General features: G+C 67.3%; 14 protein-coding genes and 1 pseudogene. 8 read left to right on the top strand and 7 right to left on the bottom strand.

The window, feature by feature from the left end:
- A partial coding sequence (locus AB0D48_RS18260) for a tetratricopeptide repeat protein (RefSeq protein ID WP_362397271.1) occupies nucleotides 1–949 on the top strand: 949 nt, incomplete at its 5' end.
- A 178-nt stretch (nucleotides 950–1,127) separates the two neighbouring features.
- Here AB0D48_RS18260 and AB0D48_RS18255 read toward each other — a convergent pair.
- Nucleotides 1,128–1,470: pseudogene (locus tag AB0D48_RS18255) on the bottom strand (transposase family protein); the annotation flags it as partial.
- 397 nt (nucleotides 1,471–1,867) lie between these two features.
- Between AB0D48_RS18255 and AB0D48_RS18250 the strand changes: the two are divergent.
- The gene (locus AB0D48_RS18250; RefSeq protein ID WP_362397268.1) at nucleotides 1,868–3,190 is read left to right on the top strand and encodes a hypothetical protein; all 1,323 of its coding nucleotides are present in this window, start codon (nucleotides 1,868–1,870) and stop codon (nucleotides 3,188–3,190) included.
- 770 nt (nucleotides 3,191–3,960) lie between these two features.
- On the opposite strand, the gene AB0D48_RS18245 is transcribed toward AB0D48_RS18250, so the two are convergent.
- The 4 genes from AB0D48_RS18245 to AB0D48_RS18230 are packed head-to-tail and all read right to left on the bottom strand — an operon-like array spanning nucleotide 3,961 to nucleotide 9,963.
- On the bottom strand, nucleotides 3,961–5,781 hold the full coding sequence (locus AB0D48_RS18245) for a TniQ family protein (RefSeq protein WP_362397265.1): 1,821 nt from the start codon (nucleotides 5,779–5,781) through the stop codon (nucleotides 3,961–3,963).
- A 14-nt stretch (nucleotides 5,782–5,795) separates the two neighbouring features.
- Nucleotides 5,796–7,064 carry a TniB family NTP-binding protein gene (locus tag AB0D48_RS18240; protein ID WP_362397263.1) on the bottom strand — a complete coding sequence of 423 codons (1,269 nt, stop codon included), beginning with the start codon at nucleotides 7,062–7,064 and terminating at the stop codon, nucleotides 5,796–5,798.
- Nucleotides 7,061–9,118, bottom strand: a complete 2,058-nt coding sequence (locus tag AB0D48_RS18235) for a transposase (RefSeq protein ID WP_362397260.1) — start codon at nucleotides 9,116–9,118, stop codon at nucleotides 7,061–7,063. The genes AB0D48_RS18240 and AB0D48_RS18235 overlap by 4 nt, the downstream gene beginning before the upstream one ends.
- Entirely contained in the window at nucleotides 9,118–9,963 is an 846-nt protein-coding gene (locus AB0D48_RS18230) for a TnsA-like heteromeric transposase endonuclease subunit (RefSeq protein WP_362397257.1), read from the bottom strand. Before AB0D48_RS18230 ends, AB0D48_RS18235 begins: the two co-directional genes overlap by 1 nt.
- Before the next feature lie 233 nt (nucleotides 9,964–10,196).
- Here AB0D48_RS18230 and argC point away from each other — a divergent pair, with 233 nt between their 5' ends.
- The 6 genes from argC (at nucleotide 10,197) to AB0D48_RS18200 (ending at nucleotide 15,980) form a co-directional block, all read left to right on the top strand.
- Nucleotides 10,197–11,225: an N-acetyl-gamma-glutamyl-phosphate reductase gene (gene argC, locus AB0D48_RS18225; protein WP_362397254.1), complete on the top strand. Its 1,029-nt coding sequence runs from the start codon at nucleotides 10,197–10,199 to the stop codon at nucleotides 11,223–11,225.
- A complete protein-coding gene (argJ, locus tag AB0D48_RS18220) occupies nucleotides 11,222–12,394 on the top strand; it encodes a bifunctional glutamate N-acetyltransferase/amino-acid acetyltransferase ArgJ (RefSeq protein WP_362397251.1) in 1,173 nt (390 codons plus the stop codon). The genes argC and argJ overlap by 4 nt, the downstream gene beginning before the upstream one ends.
- Nucleotides 12,391–13,311, top strand: coding sequence for an acetylglutamate kinase (argB, locus tag AB0D48_RS18215; RefSeq protein ID WP_362397248.1), 921 nt, complete (start codon nucleotides 12,391–12,393; stop codon nucleotides 13,309–13,311). Before argJ ends, argB begins: the two co-directional genes overlap by 4 nt.
- Entirely contained in the window at nucleotides 13,308–14,519 is a 1,212-nt protein-coding gene (locus AB0D48_RS18210) for an acetylornithine transaminase (RefSeq protein ID WP_362397245.1), read from the top strand. Before argB ends, AB0D48_RS18210 begins: the two co-directional genes overlap by 4 nt.
- 7 nt (nucleotides 14,520–14,526) lie before the next feature.
- Complete coding sequence (locus tag AB0D48_RS18205) at nucleotides 14,527–15,063, top strand: arginine repressor (protein ID WP_030027366.1); 537 nt, start codon at nucleotides 14,527–14,529, stop codon at nucleotides 15,061–15,063.
- 77 nt (nucleotides 15,064–15,140) lie between these two features.
- Nucleotides 15,141–15,980: a hypothetical protein gene (locus AB0D48_RS18200; RefSeq protein ID WP_362397242.1), complete on the top strand. Its 840-nt coding sequence runs from the start codon at nucleotides 15,141–15,143 to the stop codon at nucleotides 15,978–15,980.
- Here the strand turns inward: AB0D48_RS18200 and AB0D48_RS18195 are convergent.
- Both AB0D48_RS18195 and AB0D48_RS18190 read right to left on the bottom strand, forming a co-directional pair.
- The gene (locus AB0D48_RS18195; protein WP_362397442.1) at nucleotides 15,967–16,635 is read right to left on the bottom strand and encodes a L,D-transpeptidase family protein; all 669 of its coding nucleotides are present in this window, start codon (nucleotides 16,633–16,635) and stop codon (nucleotides 15,967–15,969) included. The genes AB0D48_RS18200 and AB0D48_RS18195 overlap by 14 nt on opposite strands.
- Nucleotides 16,636–16,668: 33 nt before the next feature.
- The gene (locus AB0D48_RS18190; protein ID WP_362397240.1) at nucleotides 16,669–17,250 is read right to left on the bottom strand and encodes a pyridoxamine 5'-phosphate oxidase family protein; all 582 of its coding nucleotides are present in this window, start codon (nucleotides 17,248–17,250) and stop codon (nucleotides 16,669–16,671) included.
- Between the last annotated feature and the right edge of the window lies 1 nt (nucleotide 17,251).

The raw sequence follows: 17,251 nt of genomic DNA, 5'->3' as shown, positions 1-17,251 counted from the left end.
CACCGCCTTTGAGCAGGTGCTGGCGGACCTAGAGCGGGTACTGGGGCCCGACCACCCCAACACCCTCACCACCCGGGCCCACCTCGCCCACTGGCGGGGGGAGGTACTGGGGCCCGACCACCCCGACACCCTCACCGCCTGGCACAACCTCGCCTACTGGCGGGGGGAGGCGGGGGACGCGGCTGGCGCTGTCACCGCCTTTGAGCAGCTGTTGGCGGATCAGGAGCGGGTACTGGGGCCCGGCCACCCCGACACCCTCGGCACCCGGAACGACCTCACCTACCGGCGGGGGGAGGCGGGGGACGCGGCTGGCGCTGTCACCGCCTTTGAGCAGCTGTTGGCGGATCAGGAGCGGGTACTGGGGCCCGGCCACCCCAACACCCTCAACACCCGGAACAACCTCGCGGGCTTCAGGTGGAAGGCGGGCGATGCGGCTGGCGCTGTCACCGCGCTTGAGCAGTTGTTGGCGGATAAGGAGCGGGTACTGGGGCCCGACCACCCCGACACCCTCGCCACCCGGAACGACCTCGCCTACCGGCGGGGGGAGGCGGGCGATGCGGCTGGCGCTGTCACCGCGCTTGAGCAGTTGCTGGTGGATAAGGAGCGGGTACTGGGGCCCGGCCACCCCAACACCCTCACCACCCGGTACAACCTCGCGGGCTTCAGGTGGAAGGCGGGCGATGCTGCTGGCGCCGTCGCCGCCTTTGAGCGGGTGCTGGCGGACTTTGAGCGGGTACTGGGGCCCGACCACCCCGACGCCCTCAACACCAGGCTCTTCCTCGCTAGCTTGAGGGGGGAGGCGGGCGATGCGGCTGGCGCTGTCACCGCGCTTGAGCAGTTGTTGGCGGATAAGGAGCGGGTACTGGGGCCCGACCACCCCAACACCCTCGCCACCCGGAAGGAGCTAGCTCGCTGGCGGGGAAAGACCGGGGATGCGCCCGTTCATTAACCGCCCGATTAAGGATTCGGCTGCCCGCTGGCTTGGCCCGATCTGCAAGTACGTGCCTTGGCTGAAAGGAGGTCGTCTTGCCTTGCCGAGGCGGCTGCCGAGTCCGAAGTGTACGCATTCCGCTGAGTGGGCGGGATGCCGCTTGCGGCGTGTGACACGGTTCTTAACCGGCCCCCCTGTCGGCCCGGCCGTCGCCCACGCGGTCGCACTCGGCGAGCGTTCCATCGCGCAGGACGTACTCCGGTTCGTGCTCGCGCAGGGCCTTGAGCAGGCCCGGCGCCCGACCAGCGAGAAGGCTGATCACGGCGGTGGTGTAGGCGTGGGCGGTACCCACCGAGATGCCGAAGCCGGCCGCGATCCGGGCCAGGGTGTCGTGCTTGCGCAGGTACACCAGAGCGACGAGCGCACGTTGGTGCGGCGGGAGCTTGCAGCGGCGGTCAACCCTCGCGGGTGACGATGAGCATGGTGACCCACTCGACCAACGGGTGGGGCAGATCGAGTGCGGCAGGATAAGAAACCAACGAGGAACCTGCGCTGATGAGTTGAGACGTCGAACACCGCCCTCAACGGCACGGGTGCCTCGTGCGTTGCGGCCCACCTCGCCGTCACCCCATCGGTGGCAACTCTGAAAAAGCTCACTGATCCGAATTCGTCTCAACGAAGCTTGGTCGCGCAGGTCAGGCCGACTCTGAGCCGGACCGGCGGCTCCGTGCTCGGCTGACTCGCCTCGAGCGCGGTGCCGTGCAGCACACCAGTGAACAACACTGCGCGGGCGCGGGGAAACTAGCCGCCACACGCTACTGCTTGCCGCGCCGAGAATTGGACCAGGTGTGACGATGGAAGTGCGACCTCACTCACCGTGGCAGGTGAGTTGAGACGCTCGGGGTGCCTCCATCGCTGATAGCACCTGGAGATTTGATGGACGACCCATGCCTGATCGTGGTGGGCGCAGGCCCCAAAGGAATAGCTTTGGGGGCGAAAGTGTCTGCGCTTCGAACCTGCGGGCTTCACGTTCCCCGCGTAAGGATATTTGATGACGGCGGCGTGGCGGCGAATTGGACAGGGAAAGAAGGGGAATACACTAACGGGCGCCAGAGGCTTGCCAGCTCGCCACTAAAGGATGTCGGGTATCCCTATGCGTCCCAATGGGGCGACGCGGAGAAGAATGCTCAGATTGATGGGCAGATGTTTAGGTTCAGCTGGCCGGCGTACCAAATTTCCCGCCGCACGATGAAATCCAAAAAGAAGAATTATTATGCGACGTGGGTGGATCGAGGAGAAATAGCTCCACTCTTGTCTGAGTGGGCCGGCTATCTCGAGTGGGTGGCTAGGCAGTCGGGTTGCATGCCAGACGAGCGGCGCGTGAAGGCCGTATCGAAAGTAGGCACCCGATGGGAGGTGGTTGTTGTAGACAAATTCGGTATGGAAGAGAAAATACCCGGAGATGGATTGGTCGTCACGGGTCCTGGCGGTCCTAAGGCTCTCAAGGGCTATGACCCGGAGAATCATCCGCCCATTGCTACAGATGCCAGGAACTTTTGGAAGCACCTTGATGATGTAGTCGATGGCAGAAGTCTCAGATTTGGAGTTCTAGGAGCGGGCGGAGCCGCGGCATCTGTCGCTATGGCTTTGCTCCAGGCGTCTGAATCCCGCGTGTCTGCAGACCCCAAGCAGAATCCATTCATGGTCGATATTCTGACTCCGGATGGCGTTGTCTATTCGCGTGGAGAGAGCTATGACGAAAATAGGCACTACTCTGATCCACAGGAGTGGATGAAATTCAGCGCCGCCGGAAGGAGGAAATTCAATGAGCACACCACCGCGGGGGTCTTCTCTCTCGAGGCGAAGCGAGAGATTAGCTCGGCGGAAAATCTTTACACAAAATATTTCGATGTTGCAGATATAAAGGTTTGGGGATCTTTTGGTGGAGTGAGCGTCTACTCTAAGGGGGATGGTCAGGAGATCCACTATGATCGGATCATAAATGCGACGGGCTTCGATGGATTGTGGTGGATTGACGGCCTCCTTGATGATGGCCTGCGGGGGATGGCGCCCTTTAATTCCGTGAGCGAGTCAGAGGAGCGGAATGGCGGACTTGTTATCGGGGATAGTTTGGAGCTCAGAAGATTTGACCCTCCGATTCATCTTCCCGTGCTGGCTGAGGAGCGGGGGCCTGGGTTCCCGAGTCTAATGTGTCTCGGGTTGATGTCGGATCGCATACTTAAGAGATATGCGCATTGACAAATGATTCAAGCAGGCGTAGGATTTTCGCTTCATTGGCCGCCTGAAATGGAGGTGCCGTTATGGGGTCGACTGGAGCCTGGACTCTTTCTCCGTTCGTTCGACGGACCATCTACTGGCCGGTATCTCTAGCCGTAGCTGTGTCCTCTGAGGCTGCCTCGCTGAAGATGTCGCTTACGGAGCTCGTGGAGAGCTCGGTATTGGCAGTGAAGTTTCCCGACGTGGAGTGTGAGCTGAACATCTCCTCCCCTCTCTCCGGCGATGAGTTGACAGAATGCCCAATCCACTGGTCCGAGGAAGCGGACGCAACGGTCGATGACCTGCTGCGGCAGCTCGGCACGGATACCAAATACACTTCGGATTGGATTATTGCGGCTTGCGTTGCTTTGAAGCGTCCGGCTGTGCGGTGGTGGGGTGACAGGCCCCTCGATGTGACTCAACATGCTGAGGCTGGCATGACGCCGTAGAGAGTGGGCGTCGTCAGGCGGCTCGATGGGTGCTGTTTCCCAAGAGTGGGTGGCAATTCCGTGGCTGGGATATTTGGCATCGCGCAGCACGTGAACGCAAGTGTGCAGTCAGTGCAGTTTCCTTTTACGGAATTATCGTGAGGACGACGTGCTTGCCGATCGTTTCGGATGCTACCCAACCACCGACTTGGCGATGCCGAGCGCGAGGCTGTTACGGCGAGGCAGTAGGCATGAGAACCGGTCAACCATCGGTGAGACGGGACACTCCCGATGGTCCGTCCGAGCCAGGGTTGGCCTGCCCGACTAGGCCTCTCGGATGGGAGTGATCGCTGAGTCGATGTCTCCGGTGAGTTGACGAGCGTAATCGCTGAGCACTTTCCGGAGGTCAGCGTAGTGCCGGAGCGGGTCAGGGCGGATGAGTTGGAACCACGTGGTGCTTCGACGCTGCGCCCACCTCCGCCGGACGTCTGATGGCTGTCTAGCTGCAATGGTCCGGGGGGCGAAGAGATGCTCCCCCTGTGTCACCTGGGTCCAGATGAAGACTGAAGCTTCCTGGCGTTTACGGTCATCAAAGTCGGGTCGTATCGAGCCGGGCAGCGGCGGCATCTTGTTGATCAGGGCGATCCAGGTTGTGCGGTCGAGTGCCCAGTCTTGAAGCGCTTCGCGTCTCTGCCGGTAGTCGACGAGCATGTGCGGATGCGACCCCAGTCCGGAAGCAAGTTCCCGGAGTGCCGCATCGAGCTGAGTCGGATCGCATCCCGCCTGTACCCAAAACCGTGGCTCGCTGGCGACTTTGAACTGGACCTGGCTGGGGTTGATGCCGAGGAACGATGCCGCGTCGCTCTGCGAGCCGCCCATGGACCACTGAACGAGTTGGACCGCGGCCGCTCGACGAAGGAACTTTGGAGCATGGCCGGAGAAGCGGGCGAGGTGGCGTTGATACCAATCGTGCTCCAGGAACGCCGGGACGTGCTCGGGCTGGTAATCGTCTCGAACTGGCGCTCGGGTGCCCTGACTGCCGCCAACCTTGCGGAAGGCGCGCGTGACGGGCTGGGCGGCTTCCCGTAACCGCTCAGAACATTCGTGCTCGTGTCGAGCCAGGAGCCGGGCCCATGGTGTGTGGCTAGGGCTGGTCCGGAAGGCAGCTCGGATGAACCGTGACAAGACATTAGAGAGGTCCTCGGTCGCAAGAACCAGGTCTGCGGCCTGCAGCACGGCGGCGCAGGCAATCGGATCGCGGGGAGGTGCGTCGCGTGGCTGACGTTCGTGCGGTCCGTGTCGTCCGCGAACGTAGACATCGACCTTCTCGGCCGAGGCAGTGTCCACCAGATCTCGAGCGTGCGGCCAGGAAGCGCTGACTAGGGCGGCAACTACTCGCAGGTCGGTGAAGTACTTGGCTGCCTCCGCCGCGGGAGTCGACGAGGACAGACGGGTAAGGATGGCCTGCTGAAACCTGAGGGAGGCCACCGAAGGCTGCGGCTGGCCGGCAGGCGAAGCGGCTTCGTTCAGCCATCCGCCGCAGGCTCGGGTCTTCCGCTTCTTCCCAAGCGATTCAGCGGACGTCCACCGGCACTGTGCGGGGTGCAGGGTGTTGTCGTTGACGCGTGGGATCAGGAACTCGGCTCCGGAATCCGGCCAACCGCAATGCTGGCAGAACGGTTCCAGAAACTGCTCATGCTTGACGCAAGCGAAGACGACAGGTAGATGCCACGCCTTGCGCCATGGCCCACCGTGCAGGTGCTGGGTAGTTGTTGCCTCGCCGGCCAGGCAGGAGGTGCAGAATCGCGGTGAGCTGAGGAACAGCCAGGGATCTGACCATGTGCGCTGGGACTGATCCGCGAGGGACCGTGAGATCGGCGGATAGCGGTCACACCAGGACGACAGGGTCAACTGCGTGACTTCTTCTGGGGACAGCCTTGCCAGATGGCCGAAGGCCTCGCGTTGCGACGGTGCGAGGCCCAGCAGCAGGTTGCGGGAGATGTGGTTGCGGTGAAAGCCGTTGGTCAAGCCGGCCATGCGGGCCAGGTGGAGAGGCGGAAGGCTGAGGCGGTGAGAAAGCCGCAGCAGATAGCTGACCAGCGACTCTCCCGAGATCGGGTCCAGGCTTCGGGGCAGTGGAGCCATCACGGGTCCGCTCCTCAGGTGCCTGTGCTCGCGGCGGGGCCGTGATCGTCGAGCACTGTGTTCCTGGAACGTGGGCGCTTGGCCGAGCGGGGGCCCGTTGCGGCGTCGTGCTCGGTCGGTGGCGTATCGGGGATTTCACCGGCTCCCGGGTCACGGGTGGGGTCTCGAAGATTGATGGCGATGCCCTCAAGGAGTGGCTCCGTCAAACATTCCTTCTTTGAGTCGATGGCTTCCTGGCAGCCGTCCTCGATCAGCCGCTCCAGAAGGCCAACCACGCCGTTCGTGCGGTCGAAGAGGTACTCGGGCATCCGACCTGCCGTGAGCATGCCGGGTGGGGCCTTCATCAGCCTGAGTTCATCCTCTACTCCGGCGAGATGCTCGACCCACGCAGCGATCTGTAGGTCAGTGTCGTAGTGGAAGCGGCCGAGCTCGACGAGGTCGAAGCGCCGTTCGGTTTGGGTCGCTTCCAGCCCGTGGACCTTGGTCTGAGGGGCGGCCGGGAAGATCACCTGACCCGTTTGAGGATCGTGCCGGCCTTCCCGTAGCAGGCCCGATCCCGGGATGTCCACGCCGACCAGAACGAGGGTGATGTGCATGCTCATGAAGGCCCGGATCAGATCGAGCGTGTCCTGATCGTCGGCGCGGTGGAGGCGGAGCCTCGTAATGTCGTCCAGTAGAAGCGCTTTTGTCCCATGGTCGTGCAGGGAGGCGGCGACCTGCCGGAGCAGGTCGGGCAGGTCCATGCGCGGGTTCAGCTGGGCGCCGTAGAAGTTGAGGATGGCCTTGCAAAGACTCTTCGGCTTCGCGGTAACGGGGGTCTGCACGTAGGCGACGGGGATGTGCAGGTCGCGAGTCCCGGGGACGGCATCGGGGTTGAGATCGTGGTGCAGCTTCCGCCACAGGTCCTCGAACGTCGCCAGGATCTCGCATCCTGTCTCCGTCTTGCCCTGGTAACCCCCGCCCGTGAGCATGACCCCTGCCCGGGTAGTCGGCTTGTGCTTGAGCGCATTGGCCATGACCCGTCCATGCAGGAGCTTGGTGACAGCCCTGGTCATCGGGGTGTCAAGCAGTGGCAGGTTGGCGTGGGTGGCGGCCCGGTGTAGATCGTGCAGCGACTTCTTCCTCGGGCTCAGCAGCCGCCATTCGGCCAGGCTCATGCGCGGAGCGGGCACGAAGTCTTTCCTTGTGCGCCGCCAGCGGTCCCAGCCTTCGGCCGTGTCCCGCATCGGCGGAGGACCCGGCAGGACGAACGGGACCGGGCTGTTGCCTCCCCAGGCGCTCACGATGCCTCCGGACTCGGCTCGTCGGCCTGCTCGGCATCGTCGACGTCCTCGTCGGGCAGCACGAACATGCTGCGGGCCCGAATCGCCTCGCCCAGCAGGGGTGGCGCCGTCGGCGGTTGTTTGACGGAAGCCTCCCGGCGCCGTTGCCGGTCCGCGGTGACAGCGCGACGGGCGCTGGCGGCCAGCTCGGACGGACGTGCGGGAGTGGGAAGCGCGCTCAACGGGACCGGTGGTCGGTCGGAGGCGGCAGCACGGGCCCGTGCGAGTTCGCGGGCCCGCTCAGATTTCTGCTTGGCGGTCATCTGGGTCGGCCAGGCCGAAACAGGCGTGCGTGCGGCCACTAACTTCAGGAGAACCGGCAGGAGTTCCATATCGTCGCGCGGCTTGAGTCCAGCCCGTGCCGCGTCGTGTAGCACCTCGCGTACACGCGAATCAGAGAAGGCCGGGACGTCGTCTCCTGGCGGCAGGCCGTTCCAGCTCAGGGCATGCCAGTGGCCGTGGTGCTCGGGGTCTTCGAAGTAGACCTGGCGACAGTCCCGGGGGTCGCGGCTGATGGCCCACTTGCCCGCGTGCCGCCCACTACGGCCGGAGCGCTGACCACGGTAAGGGTCCAGGGCCGGGTCGGTGCCGCCGTACCAAAGTCCGCCGATCTTCACCCCTCTGCGCCGGTCGATCTTCACGAAATGGGCAGGCAGGAGCTCGTAATACAGACTTGGTTCGGGGATCTCCAGGCTGATTCCGTCGCGGGCAGCCGCAGCCGTGAACAGCGTGTTCGGGCTGTGCCGGCCTCCCGGATCCCAAGCGGGCGCGTACTGGTCAAGTTTCCGGTTCTGCCACACCGCAACGATCCAGGTCGCCAACAGATGTTCCATCTCAGCCAGCGTCCAGACCGCGTCACCCTCCGGGTCCACCCCACGGTCGGCCACGTCGACGCCTCGGTAGCCGAGCAGGAGCTCCAGCAGCAGCGACTGGATCCCGGCGAATGCTCGTTCGCAGGCGGCCTTGTCGCTCGGTCGCATCGCGCGAGCCGGCAGCAGCTCGATCTTCAACGTACGTGCGACCTGGACGATTTGGTGGTTCTTGTAGACGCTGCCGTGATCGCTGGTCATCGTCTCTGGCGCGAAGAACGGCAGACCCGCCACCCGATACCCAGCGCACTCGGCCACCAGCGCAGCCGGAACACCCGGGTAGGGCCACTCCAACTCCTCACCCCAGTCCGGGCGCATCGGCAGCGGCAGCAGCACATCCCGCAGCAGCATCGCCACCTCCACCGACGAGTCGGACACCGGGGTGAGGCGGAAGGCGACCAGTGAATGAGAATAGGCGTCCAGAGCAAGCGTGAGGTGGACGGAGATCGGCTCGCCGAAGACATCGTCGAGTACCTTCACGGGCAGTGGCGTGGTGTCGAGCACAATCACCTGCCCCGGCCGCAGGATCACCACCTTCGCCTTCCCCGTCTCCACCGCCGCAGCGGAGCGGAGATAACGCTGCCGTGCTCCCTCAGTGCCGAACCACTCCTTCCAGACTCTCGCCAACGTCGAGTAGTGCGGAACGTCCACCACCTTCCCCTTGGCTTTGAACTTCTCCTGCACGTACTGGTGGATCATCCGCTCCTTCGTCTTCATGCTCACCTTCGAGCGGTGCAACGACTCGGCGTGAACAGCGCGGATTGCCTCGGCGATCTCCTCGCTGATGGTCCAGCGGCCCCGCAGAGGCGGCGTCCACCGTCCGTCTGCAAGTCCCATCACCCCGTGCTCGTCGTACTGGGCGGCCAGGCGCTCGAGCGTGCGCTCACTCATCCACTCCAACCCCAGCTGCTTTGCCTCCTGGCGGTCGAGGTCCTTCAACTCGGCCGCCTTCGCCCGCCGGCGCTCGGTCAGCGTGGTCCGCTCCGGGTCGTACTCGGGTTTGGGTTCGCCAGGTCGGGCCCAAGCCCGGCTGCCGCTGCGATAGCCCGTTTCCACCTCCAGCAGATGCGCCATCCGGATCTGGGCCCGTACCAGATCGTGCTCTGCAAGATCTTCATCACGTGACCGCTGCCGGCCACCGTTCATCACGGCCTCCCCACCGGGTAGATCCACGCGGCATCATCCAGCGGCAGAGACAGATCCATCGCCAGTCGGCCGTGCCAGAGCAGGTGAACGGCATGCGCACGGGCCACAGCCGGAAGCGAGGTCTCTTCCACCAGCTCGCCGAACCGTCGCGGGCGTTCCCGGGCCGCCTCCAGGAGTTCGGTTTGGAACCCGAGCCGGTCGGACATCGGACGCCGCCGCGCGGACAGCGCATCAAGACCGGTCAGGACCTGGCGGCGCCAACCGGACGCCACCAGGTAGCGCCATCCCACTGCAACGGCCGCCCGATCCGTCGCGGCGAACTTCACCAGATCCTTGTCCTTGATCAGGTGTGTGGGCCGGACGTCGATCAACAGAGCCGTTTCGTGCAAGAGCACCAGGAAGTCGGGGGTGTGGTCCTGACTGCGGCCATCCTTGGTCGTGAACTTCAGCCTGAACGGCTGTGACAGTACTTCGGTCCACCCACCGACGAAATCCAACGCGAGCAGCAGATTGCGCTCGGCCAGACTCTCGAAGCCGTGCATCCGTCCTGTGGCCAGCAGGTACTGCAGTCCGGGGCGATGCCGCTGCCCCGCCCGCCAGGTAAATCCGCGCACCGGCACCGATGCGACCGCCGGCACGCTGGCCAGCTCCTGGACCGGGCAGATCACGTCCGCCTTCTCCGTTTTCCACCGCGCCGTCCACCGCCGCGGCCATCCCGGTCCCGCATCCAAGCTCTCCACGGCTGCTGGATCGATGGTGTACGGCGCAACAAGATCGCGCAGGGAACAGCTATGCGACCACACCGGGCGGTATTCGTTTTCCGGCGCACAGGCCGAAGGCTTCATGGCTCCAGCACAGTGCAGACCGTCCCTCTCTGGCGTGGGTTCACGTGAAGACCGCACAGTGGAGAGATGGGGCCGCTACCCTGCCCGCCATCTGAGCTGATCAGACCCGCCAGGCCAGATGCTCAGCCGCCAGATCGGCTGCACAGTCACACCGGGAGTGATCGCCGCACCCTCCGAGCTTTGCATAAACGTGCGTGGCTACGTATAGTCATGCCATCGAGGAGGAGGGTCCGATGGTGGTACGTGTAGCGGTGGCCGGAGCGAGCGGATACGCGGGCGGTGAAGTCCTGCGCCTGCTGCTCTCGCACCCCGAGGTGGAGATCGGTGCGCTGACCGGCAACTCCAACGCCGGGCAGCTCTTCGGGTCCCTGCAGCCGCACCTCGTGCCGCTCGCGGGGCGGACCCTGGAGGAGACCAGCCCCGAGGTCCTCGCCGGTCATGACGTCGTGTTCCTCGCGCTCCCGCACGGGCAGTCCGCCGCCGTCGCCGCCCAGCTCGGCGACGACGTCCTCGTCGTCGACATGGGCGCCGACCACCGGCTCAAGGACCCGGCCGACTGGGACGAGTTCTACGGCGCCCCGCACGCCGGGACCTGGCCGTACGGACTCCCCGAGCTGCCCGGCGGGCGAGCCGCACTGGAGGGCACCAAGCGCATCGCCGTCCCCGGCTGCTTCCCCACCGCCGTCTCCCTCGCGCTCTTCCCGGCATACCAGGCCCAGCTCGCCGAGCCCGAGGCCGTGATCGTCGCCGCCACCGGCACCTCCGGCGCGGGCAAGGCGCTCAAGACGCACCTGCTCGGCGCCGAGGTCATGGGCAGCGTCACCCCGTACGGAGTGGGCGGCGGCCACCGGCACACGCCCGAGATGGTGCAGAACCTGTCCCCGCTCGCGGGCACCAAGGTCAGCGTGTCGTTCACACCGACCCTCGTGCCCATGGCCCGGGGCATCCTCGCCACCTGCTCCGCCAAGGCCCTCCCCGGCACCACGGCCGAGTCGCTGCGCGCCGCCTACGAGAAGGCGTACGCCGACGAGCCCTTCGTGCACCTGCTGCCCGAGGGCCGGTGGCCGTCCACCAAGTCCGTCCACGGATCCAACGCCGTTCTCCTGCAGGTCGCCTATGACGAGTCCGCACAGCGGATCATCGCCATCAGCGCCATCGACAACCTGACCAAGGGCACCGCCGGCGGCGCGGTCCAGAGCATGAACATCGCCCTCGGGCTCCACGAGAGCCTGGGGCTTTCCACGATCGGAGTGGCACCGTGAGCGTCACGGCAGCACAGGGATTCACCGCGGCCGGCATCGCCGCCGGGATCAAGGCGAACGGCAACCCGGACCTCGCCCTCGTGGTCAACAACGGGCCGCGGCTGGCCGCCGCGGGCGTCTTCACCTCCAACCGCGTCAAGGCCGCGCCCGTGCACTGGTCCGAGCAGGTGCTGCGCGGCGCCGCGGTCAGCGCGGTCGTCCTGAACTCCGGCGGTGCCAACGCCTGCACCGGCCCCAAGGGCTTCCAGGACACCCATGCCACCGCCGAGAAGGTGGCGGCCGTCTTGAACCAGCAGGGTGCGGGCGAGGTCTTCAGCGCCGGCGAGATCGCCGTCGCGTCCACCGGCCTGATCGGCGTCCCGCTCCCGATGGACAAGCTGCTCCCCGGCATCGAGACCGCCGCGGCCGCCCTGTCCGAGGACGGCGGCGAAGCCGCGGCCGTCGCCATCAAGACCACCGACACCGTGCACAAGACGGCCACGGTCTCCCAGGGAGGCTGGACCGTCGGCGGCATGGCCAAGGGCGCGGGCATGCTCGCCCCCGGCCTGGCCACCATGCTCGTCGTCCTCACCACCGACGCCGACCTGGACAGCGCCACCCTCGACCGCGCGCTGCGCTCCGCCACCCGCACCACCTTCGACCGGGTCGACTCCGACGGCTGCATGTCCACCAACGACACGGTGCTGCTGCTGGCCTCCGGGGCCTGCGGCAAGGTGCCCGCCTACGAGGAGTTCGCCGAGGCCGTCCGGACCGTCTGCGACGACCTGGCCCGCCAGCTGATCGGCGACGCCGAGGGCGCCAGCAAGGACATCCGCATCGAGGTGATCGGCGCGGCCAGCGAGGACGACGCGGTCGAGGTCGGCCGGTCCATCGCCCGTAACAACCTGCTCAAGTGCGCCATCCACGGCGAGGACCCGAACTGGGGCCGGGTGCTCTCCGCCATCGGCACCACCGGGGCCGCCTTCGACCCGGACCGGCTCAATGTCGCCATCAACGGCGTCTGGGTCTGCAAGAACGGCTCCGTCGGCGAGGACCGCGACCTGGTGAGCATGAAGGACCGGGAGGTCCGCATCACGGCCGACCTGTCCACCGGCAGCGAATCCGCGGTCATCTGGGCCAACGACCTGACCGCCGAGTACGTTCACGAGAACAGCGCGTACTCGTCATGAGCAGGGCGGTCGGCAGTGCCCGTAAGCACACCGCGCTCCCGAAGGCAGAGATCCTCATCGAAGCCCTGCCCTGGCTCACCCGGCACAACGGCAAGGTCGTCGTCATCAAGTTCGGCGGCAACGCCATGATCGACGAGGACCTCAAGGCCGCCTTCGCCCAGGACGTCGTCTTCCTGCGCCAGGCGGGCCTCAAGCCCGTCGTGGTGCACGGCGGCGGCCCCCAGATCAACGCCCAGCTCGACAAGCAGGGCCTGGTCAGCGAGTTCAAGGCCGGCCTGCGCGTCACGACCCCGGAGGCCATGGACGTCGTGCGGATGGTCCTGGCGGGCCAGGTCCAGCGCGAGCTGGTCGGACTCCTCAACCAGCACGGGCCGCTCGCCGTCGGCCTGACCGGCGAGGACGCCCACACCATCACCGCCACCAAGCACAGCCCGGAGATCGAAGGGGAGCTCGTCGACATCGGGCGGGTCGGTGAGATCACCGCCATCGACACCGGCGCGATCGAAGCGCTGCTGGCGGACGGCCGGATCCCGGTCATCTCCTCCATCGCGCGCAGTGCCGACGACCACCACGTGTACAACGTGAACGCCGACACGGCGGCCGCGGCGCTGGCCGCCGCGCTCGGCGCCGAGACGCTGATGGTCCTCACCGACGTCGAGGGCCTCTACGCGGACTGGCCCAACAGCGACGAGGTCATCAGCCGGCTCACCGTCAGCGAGCTGGAGAAGCTGCTGCCCGAGCTGTCCAGCGGCATGGTGCCCAAGATGCAGGGATGCCTGCACGCCGTCCGCGGCGGCGTCAGCACCGCCCGGGTGATCGACGGACGGGTCCAGCACTCGATCCTGCTGGAAATCTTCACGGACGAAGGAATCGGCACGATGGTCGTGCCCGACGAGCAGCAAGGGGGAGCACAGTGACCGGCGATCAGAAGACCGGCAACCAGGGGTACGGCGCCCGCTGGCAGGCCGCACTGACCAACAACTACGGCACCCCCTCGCTGGCCCTCGTACGCGGCGAGGGCGCCCAGGTCTGGGACGCGGACGGCAAGCAGTACACCGACTTCGTCGGCGGCATCGCGGTCAACGCCCTCGGCCACGCCCACCCGGCGATCGTCGCGGCCGTGACCGGCCAGATCTCCACGCTGAGCCACGTCTCCAACCTCTACGCCTCCGAGCCGGTCCTCGCCCTCGGCGAGCGGCTGCTCCAGCTCTTCGGCCGCCCCGGCAAGGTCTTCTTCTGCAACTCCGGCGCCGAGGCCGTCGAAGCCGCCTTCAAGATCGGCAGGCTGACCGGCCGGACCCACATGGTCGCCACCACGGGCGGCTTCCACGGCCGGACCATGGGCGCCCTCGCGCTCACCGGCCAGCCGAAGAAGCAAGGACCCTTCCTGCCGCTGCCCGGTGACGTCACGCACGTCCCCTACGGCGACGCCGAGGCCCTGCGCGCCGCCGTCACCGAGGAGACCGCGCTCGTCGTCATCGAGCCGATCCAGGGCGAGAACGGGGTCGTCGTCCCGCCCGCCGGGTACCTGACGGCCGCCCGCGAGATCACCCGCGCCACCGGCACCCTCCTCGTCCTCGACGAGGTGCAGACCGGCATCGGCCGGTGCGGCCAGTGGTTCGAGCACCAGGCCCACGAGGGTGTCGAGCCCGACCTCGTCACCCTCGCCAAGGGGCTGGGCGGCGGTCTGCCCATCGGCGCCCTCGCCGCCTTCGGCCCGGCCGCGGACCTGCTCCAGCCCGGTCAGCACGGCACCACCTTCGGCGGGAACCCGGTCGCCTGCGCCGCCGGCCTCGCCGTCATCGACACCATCGCCACCGACGGCCTGCTCGACCAGGTCAAGGCACGCGGTGAGCGGCTGCGCTCCGGAATCGAGGCGTCCGGGCATCCGCTGGTCTCCCACGTCCGTGGTGCGGGCCTTCTGCTGGGTATCGTGCTGACCGAGCCCCTCGCACCCCAGGTGCAGCAGGCGGCTCAGGACGCCGGCTACCTGGTCAACGCGCCCGCCCCCGACGTCGTACGGCTCATGCCCCCGTACGTACTCTCCGAGGCCGAGGCGGACGCGTTCCTCCGGGACCTGCCCGGCATCCTCGACGCAGCCAACGGGGACGGATCCGGAGAATGAGACGACGATGAGTCAGGCGCAGGACAACGAGCACGGCGGCCAGGCCGTCCCGCAGACCCGCACCGCCCGCCACCGCCGGATCGTGGACATCCTCAACCGGCAGCCGGTCCGCTCCCAGAGCCAGCTGGCCAAGCTGCTCGCCGACGACGGGCTGAGCGTCACCCAGGCGACGCTCTCCCGCGACCTCGACGAGCTGGGCGCGGTGAAGATCCGCAACACCGGCGGCGAGCTGATCTACGCGGTGCCCAGCGAGGGCGGCTTCCGCACCCCGCAGGCCCCGCTCGGCGAGTCCGCGAAGGAGGAGCGCATGCGGCGCCTCTCCGGGGAACTGCTGATCTCGGCGGAGGCCTCGGCGAACCTCGTGGTCCTGCGCACCCCGCCGGGTGCGGCGCAGTTCCTCGCCTCCGCGATCGACCAGGCCGAACTCCGGGAGATCCTGGGCACGATCGCGGGCGACGACACCCTGATGCTGATCAGCCGCGACCCGGCGGGCGGCCAGGCCCTGGCCGACCACCTGCTGCGCCTGGCGCAGAAGGAGGGCTGAGCCGCTCCGGCTCCCCCGGTACACGGGCACCGGAAATCCGATGTCGGAGACGTTGCCCCCGGACGTAGCGTCGGGGCGTGTTCCCACTCGTCCTCGCCGTTTGGGCGTGCACCGTGGCCGCCGCCGTGTACGCGAGCATCGGCCTGCGCCGACGGCGCCGGGCCCGGCTGGGCCGCGAGATCGAGGCCCGGGTGGCCGGGCTCGACCTCGACCCGTACTTCGCGGCCATGATCCGGCAGGAGGGGACCGAGGCGGCGGCCGCCGAACTGCTTCTGGGCGGGTACGTCCGCATGGACGCCGACGGTTTGGTCCGTCCGACGGAAGCGGACCCCGACCGGGCCAGGACGCCCGCGCACCCGCTGCCCGCCGCCCTGCTCGACGCGGTGCGCCGCTACCGGGACACGCCCGGGTCGTTCCGCTGGATCGACCGCCACGACACCGAGTACCGCGAGCGCAGCCTCGCCTTCTGGCACGACCGGTTCGCCCTGCTGCCCCCGGTGACCCGGATGCCGAGGGAGCGGGAGCGGCCGCTGCTGGGGTGCCTTGTCCTCGTGGTCGTCGTACTGCTGCTGCTGGTCTCGGTGCCGGCCGCCGTGGTGCTCTTCAGCACCGGCCCGTACGGCCTGGGCGAATGGTTCGCGGCGGTGGTGACGGCCTCGGCCCTGACGCTGATCTGGTTCGCCGAACGGGCCGTCCGGACGGTCGATGCCCGCACGGACTGCGGCGACCCGCTGCGGGAGCGCTGCGAGGCCGAGCCCCATCCCGCGCTCCAGGCGCTGGACGCGGAGCGGCTGGCCCTCGTACGCGACGTCGTCGCCGGCCCCGAACTGTGGGAAGGCCTAAACCTGAGCCTGCACGAGGGCCCGGACGACGACGAAGCCGACGAAGCCGACGAAGCCGAGGCTAGTAGCGGGTGACGGCCAGCGCCCCGGACTCCGTGCCGATCACGATGTGCGGCCTGCGGCGGGGGTTGGCCCAGCGCAGGAGCGCGCGCATGGCCCGCTCCGGCACGGACACGCAACCCGCCGTCGCACCCTTGCCGTTGACATGCAGGAAGATCCCCGCCCCCCGGCCGCGTACCGGCCGCTCGTAGTTGAAGCCGATGAGCAGCGCGTGCGCGTACTGCTTCTGATACGTCACCAGGTGCTCCGCCTCGCCCGGCGCGCAGTCCGCCGACAGCGGCTCCACCCAGCGATTGTAGCTGGTGGACGCGTTGTCCTGGCACCACCACGAACGGTCCGTCACCCGCCGGTAGCGGTACTCCGTCCCGGCCGGTGCGCGGCGGATTCCGAAGGCGTACGGCAGCTCGTAAAGGCCCGTCGGCGTGGTGCTGGTGCCCTGGGTGCGGGTCGCGCCCTCGGTCAGGCCGTTCGCGCCGAATCGCGCCTCGGCGCTGCCGGCTTCGAACCAGTGCCCCGCCCGCCGGTCCCACCAGGTCACCCGTCCCGTCGTGGATCCGGGTGCGGGTGCGACGGCGGTGATCAGCTGGCTGCCGCCGCCCGTGTCGGCGAGCCGGGCAGGCAGCGGCACGGACCCGTAGGGGCCGTGCGGGAGCAGGGTGGTGACGATCAGTGAGCCCGTGACGAGAGCGGTACGCAGCACATGTCAGACGGTACGGGGCGGAAGGGGCAGCGGCAGTGCAGGCAGGCCGTCGACGCTCGTCCCGATGTAGTCCTTCTTCTCGCAGTACTCCGCGAACTCCTCGTCCGTCTTGCGGCCGAAGTACTCCGCGTGGAGCGTGCGCTCGCCCTGGTACTCCATGAAGGGGACGGCGTACCCGCACACATCCGCGATCCGGTGGGCGCGCACGACGATGACCGCCCGGGCGGACGGCCCGTCGGCCTCGCCGAACAGCGAGATCAGCTCACCCCAGCGGGGGTCGTCGCGGAAGACCGCCTCGCCCTCGCCGTGGATGCGCACGATGTTCGGCGGACCGGAGAACGCGCACCACATCAGGGTGATGCGGCCGTTCTCGCGGACGTGGGCGATGGTCTCGGCGCCGCTGCCTCCGAAGTCCAGGTAGGCGAGGGTCTGCTCATCGATGACGACGAGCGTTCCCGCGCGGCCCTTGGGGGACAGGTTGACGTGGCCGTCACCCGCGAGCGGGGCGGTGGCCGTGAAGAAGACCGGCTGATCCTCGATGAACTTGCGCAGCCGTCCGTCTATGCGTTCGTAGAGCTTTCCCATA

This window comes from Streptomyces sp. NPDC048269 (genome assembly GCF_040652395.1).
GTDB lineage: Bacteria > Actinomycetota > Actinomycetes > Streptomycetales > Streptomycetaceae > Streptomyces.
This window is presented reverse-complemented; position numbering and strand designations above follow the sequence as displayed.

Excerpts from the sequence above, each read along its gene's own strand:
- AB0D48_RS18250 (WP_362397268.1), top strand. The coding sequence starts at position 1,868 with ATGGACGACCCATGCCTGATCGTGGTGGGCGCAGGCCCCAAAGGAATA.
- AB0D48_RS18245 (WP_362397265.1), bottom strand. The coding sequence starts at position 5,781 with ATGGCTCCACTGCCCCGAAGCCTGGACCCGATCTCGGGAGAGTCGCTG.
- AB0D48_RS18235 (WP_362397260.1), bottom strand. The coding sequence starts at position 9,118 with ATGAACGGTGGCCGGCAGCGGTCACGTGATGAAGATCTTGCAGAGCAC.
- AB0D48_RS18230 (WP_362397257.1), bottom strand. The coding sequence starts at position 9,963 with ATGAAGCCTTCGGCCTGTGCGCCGGAAAACGAATACCGCCCGGTGTGG.
- argC (WP_362397254.1), top strand. The coding sequence starts at position 10,197 with ATGGTGGTACGTGTAGCGGTGGCCGGAGCGAGCGGATACGCGGGCGGT.
- argB (WP_362397248.1), top strand. The coding sequence starts at position 12,391 with ATGAGCAGGGCGGTCGGCAGTGCCCGTAAGCACACCGCGCTCCCGAAG.
- AB0D48_RS18205 (WP_030027366.1), top strand. The coding sequence starts at position 14,527 with ATGAGTCAGGCGCAGGACAACGAGCACGGCGGCCAGGCCGTCCCGCAG.
- AB0D48_RS18190 (WP_362397240.1), bottom strand. The coding sequence starts at position 17,250 with ATGGGAAAGCTCTACGAACGCATAGACGGACGGCTGCGCAAGTTCATC.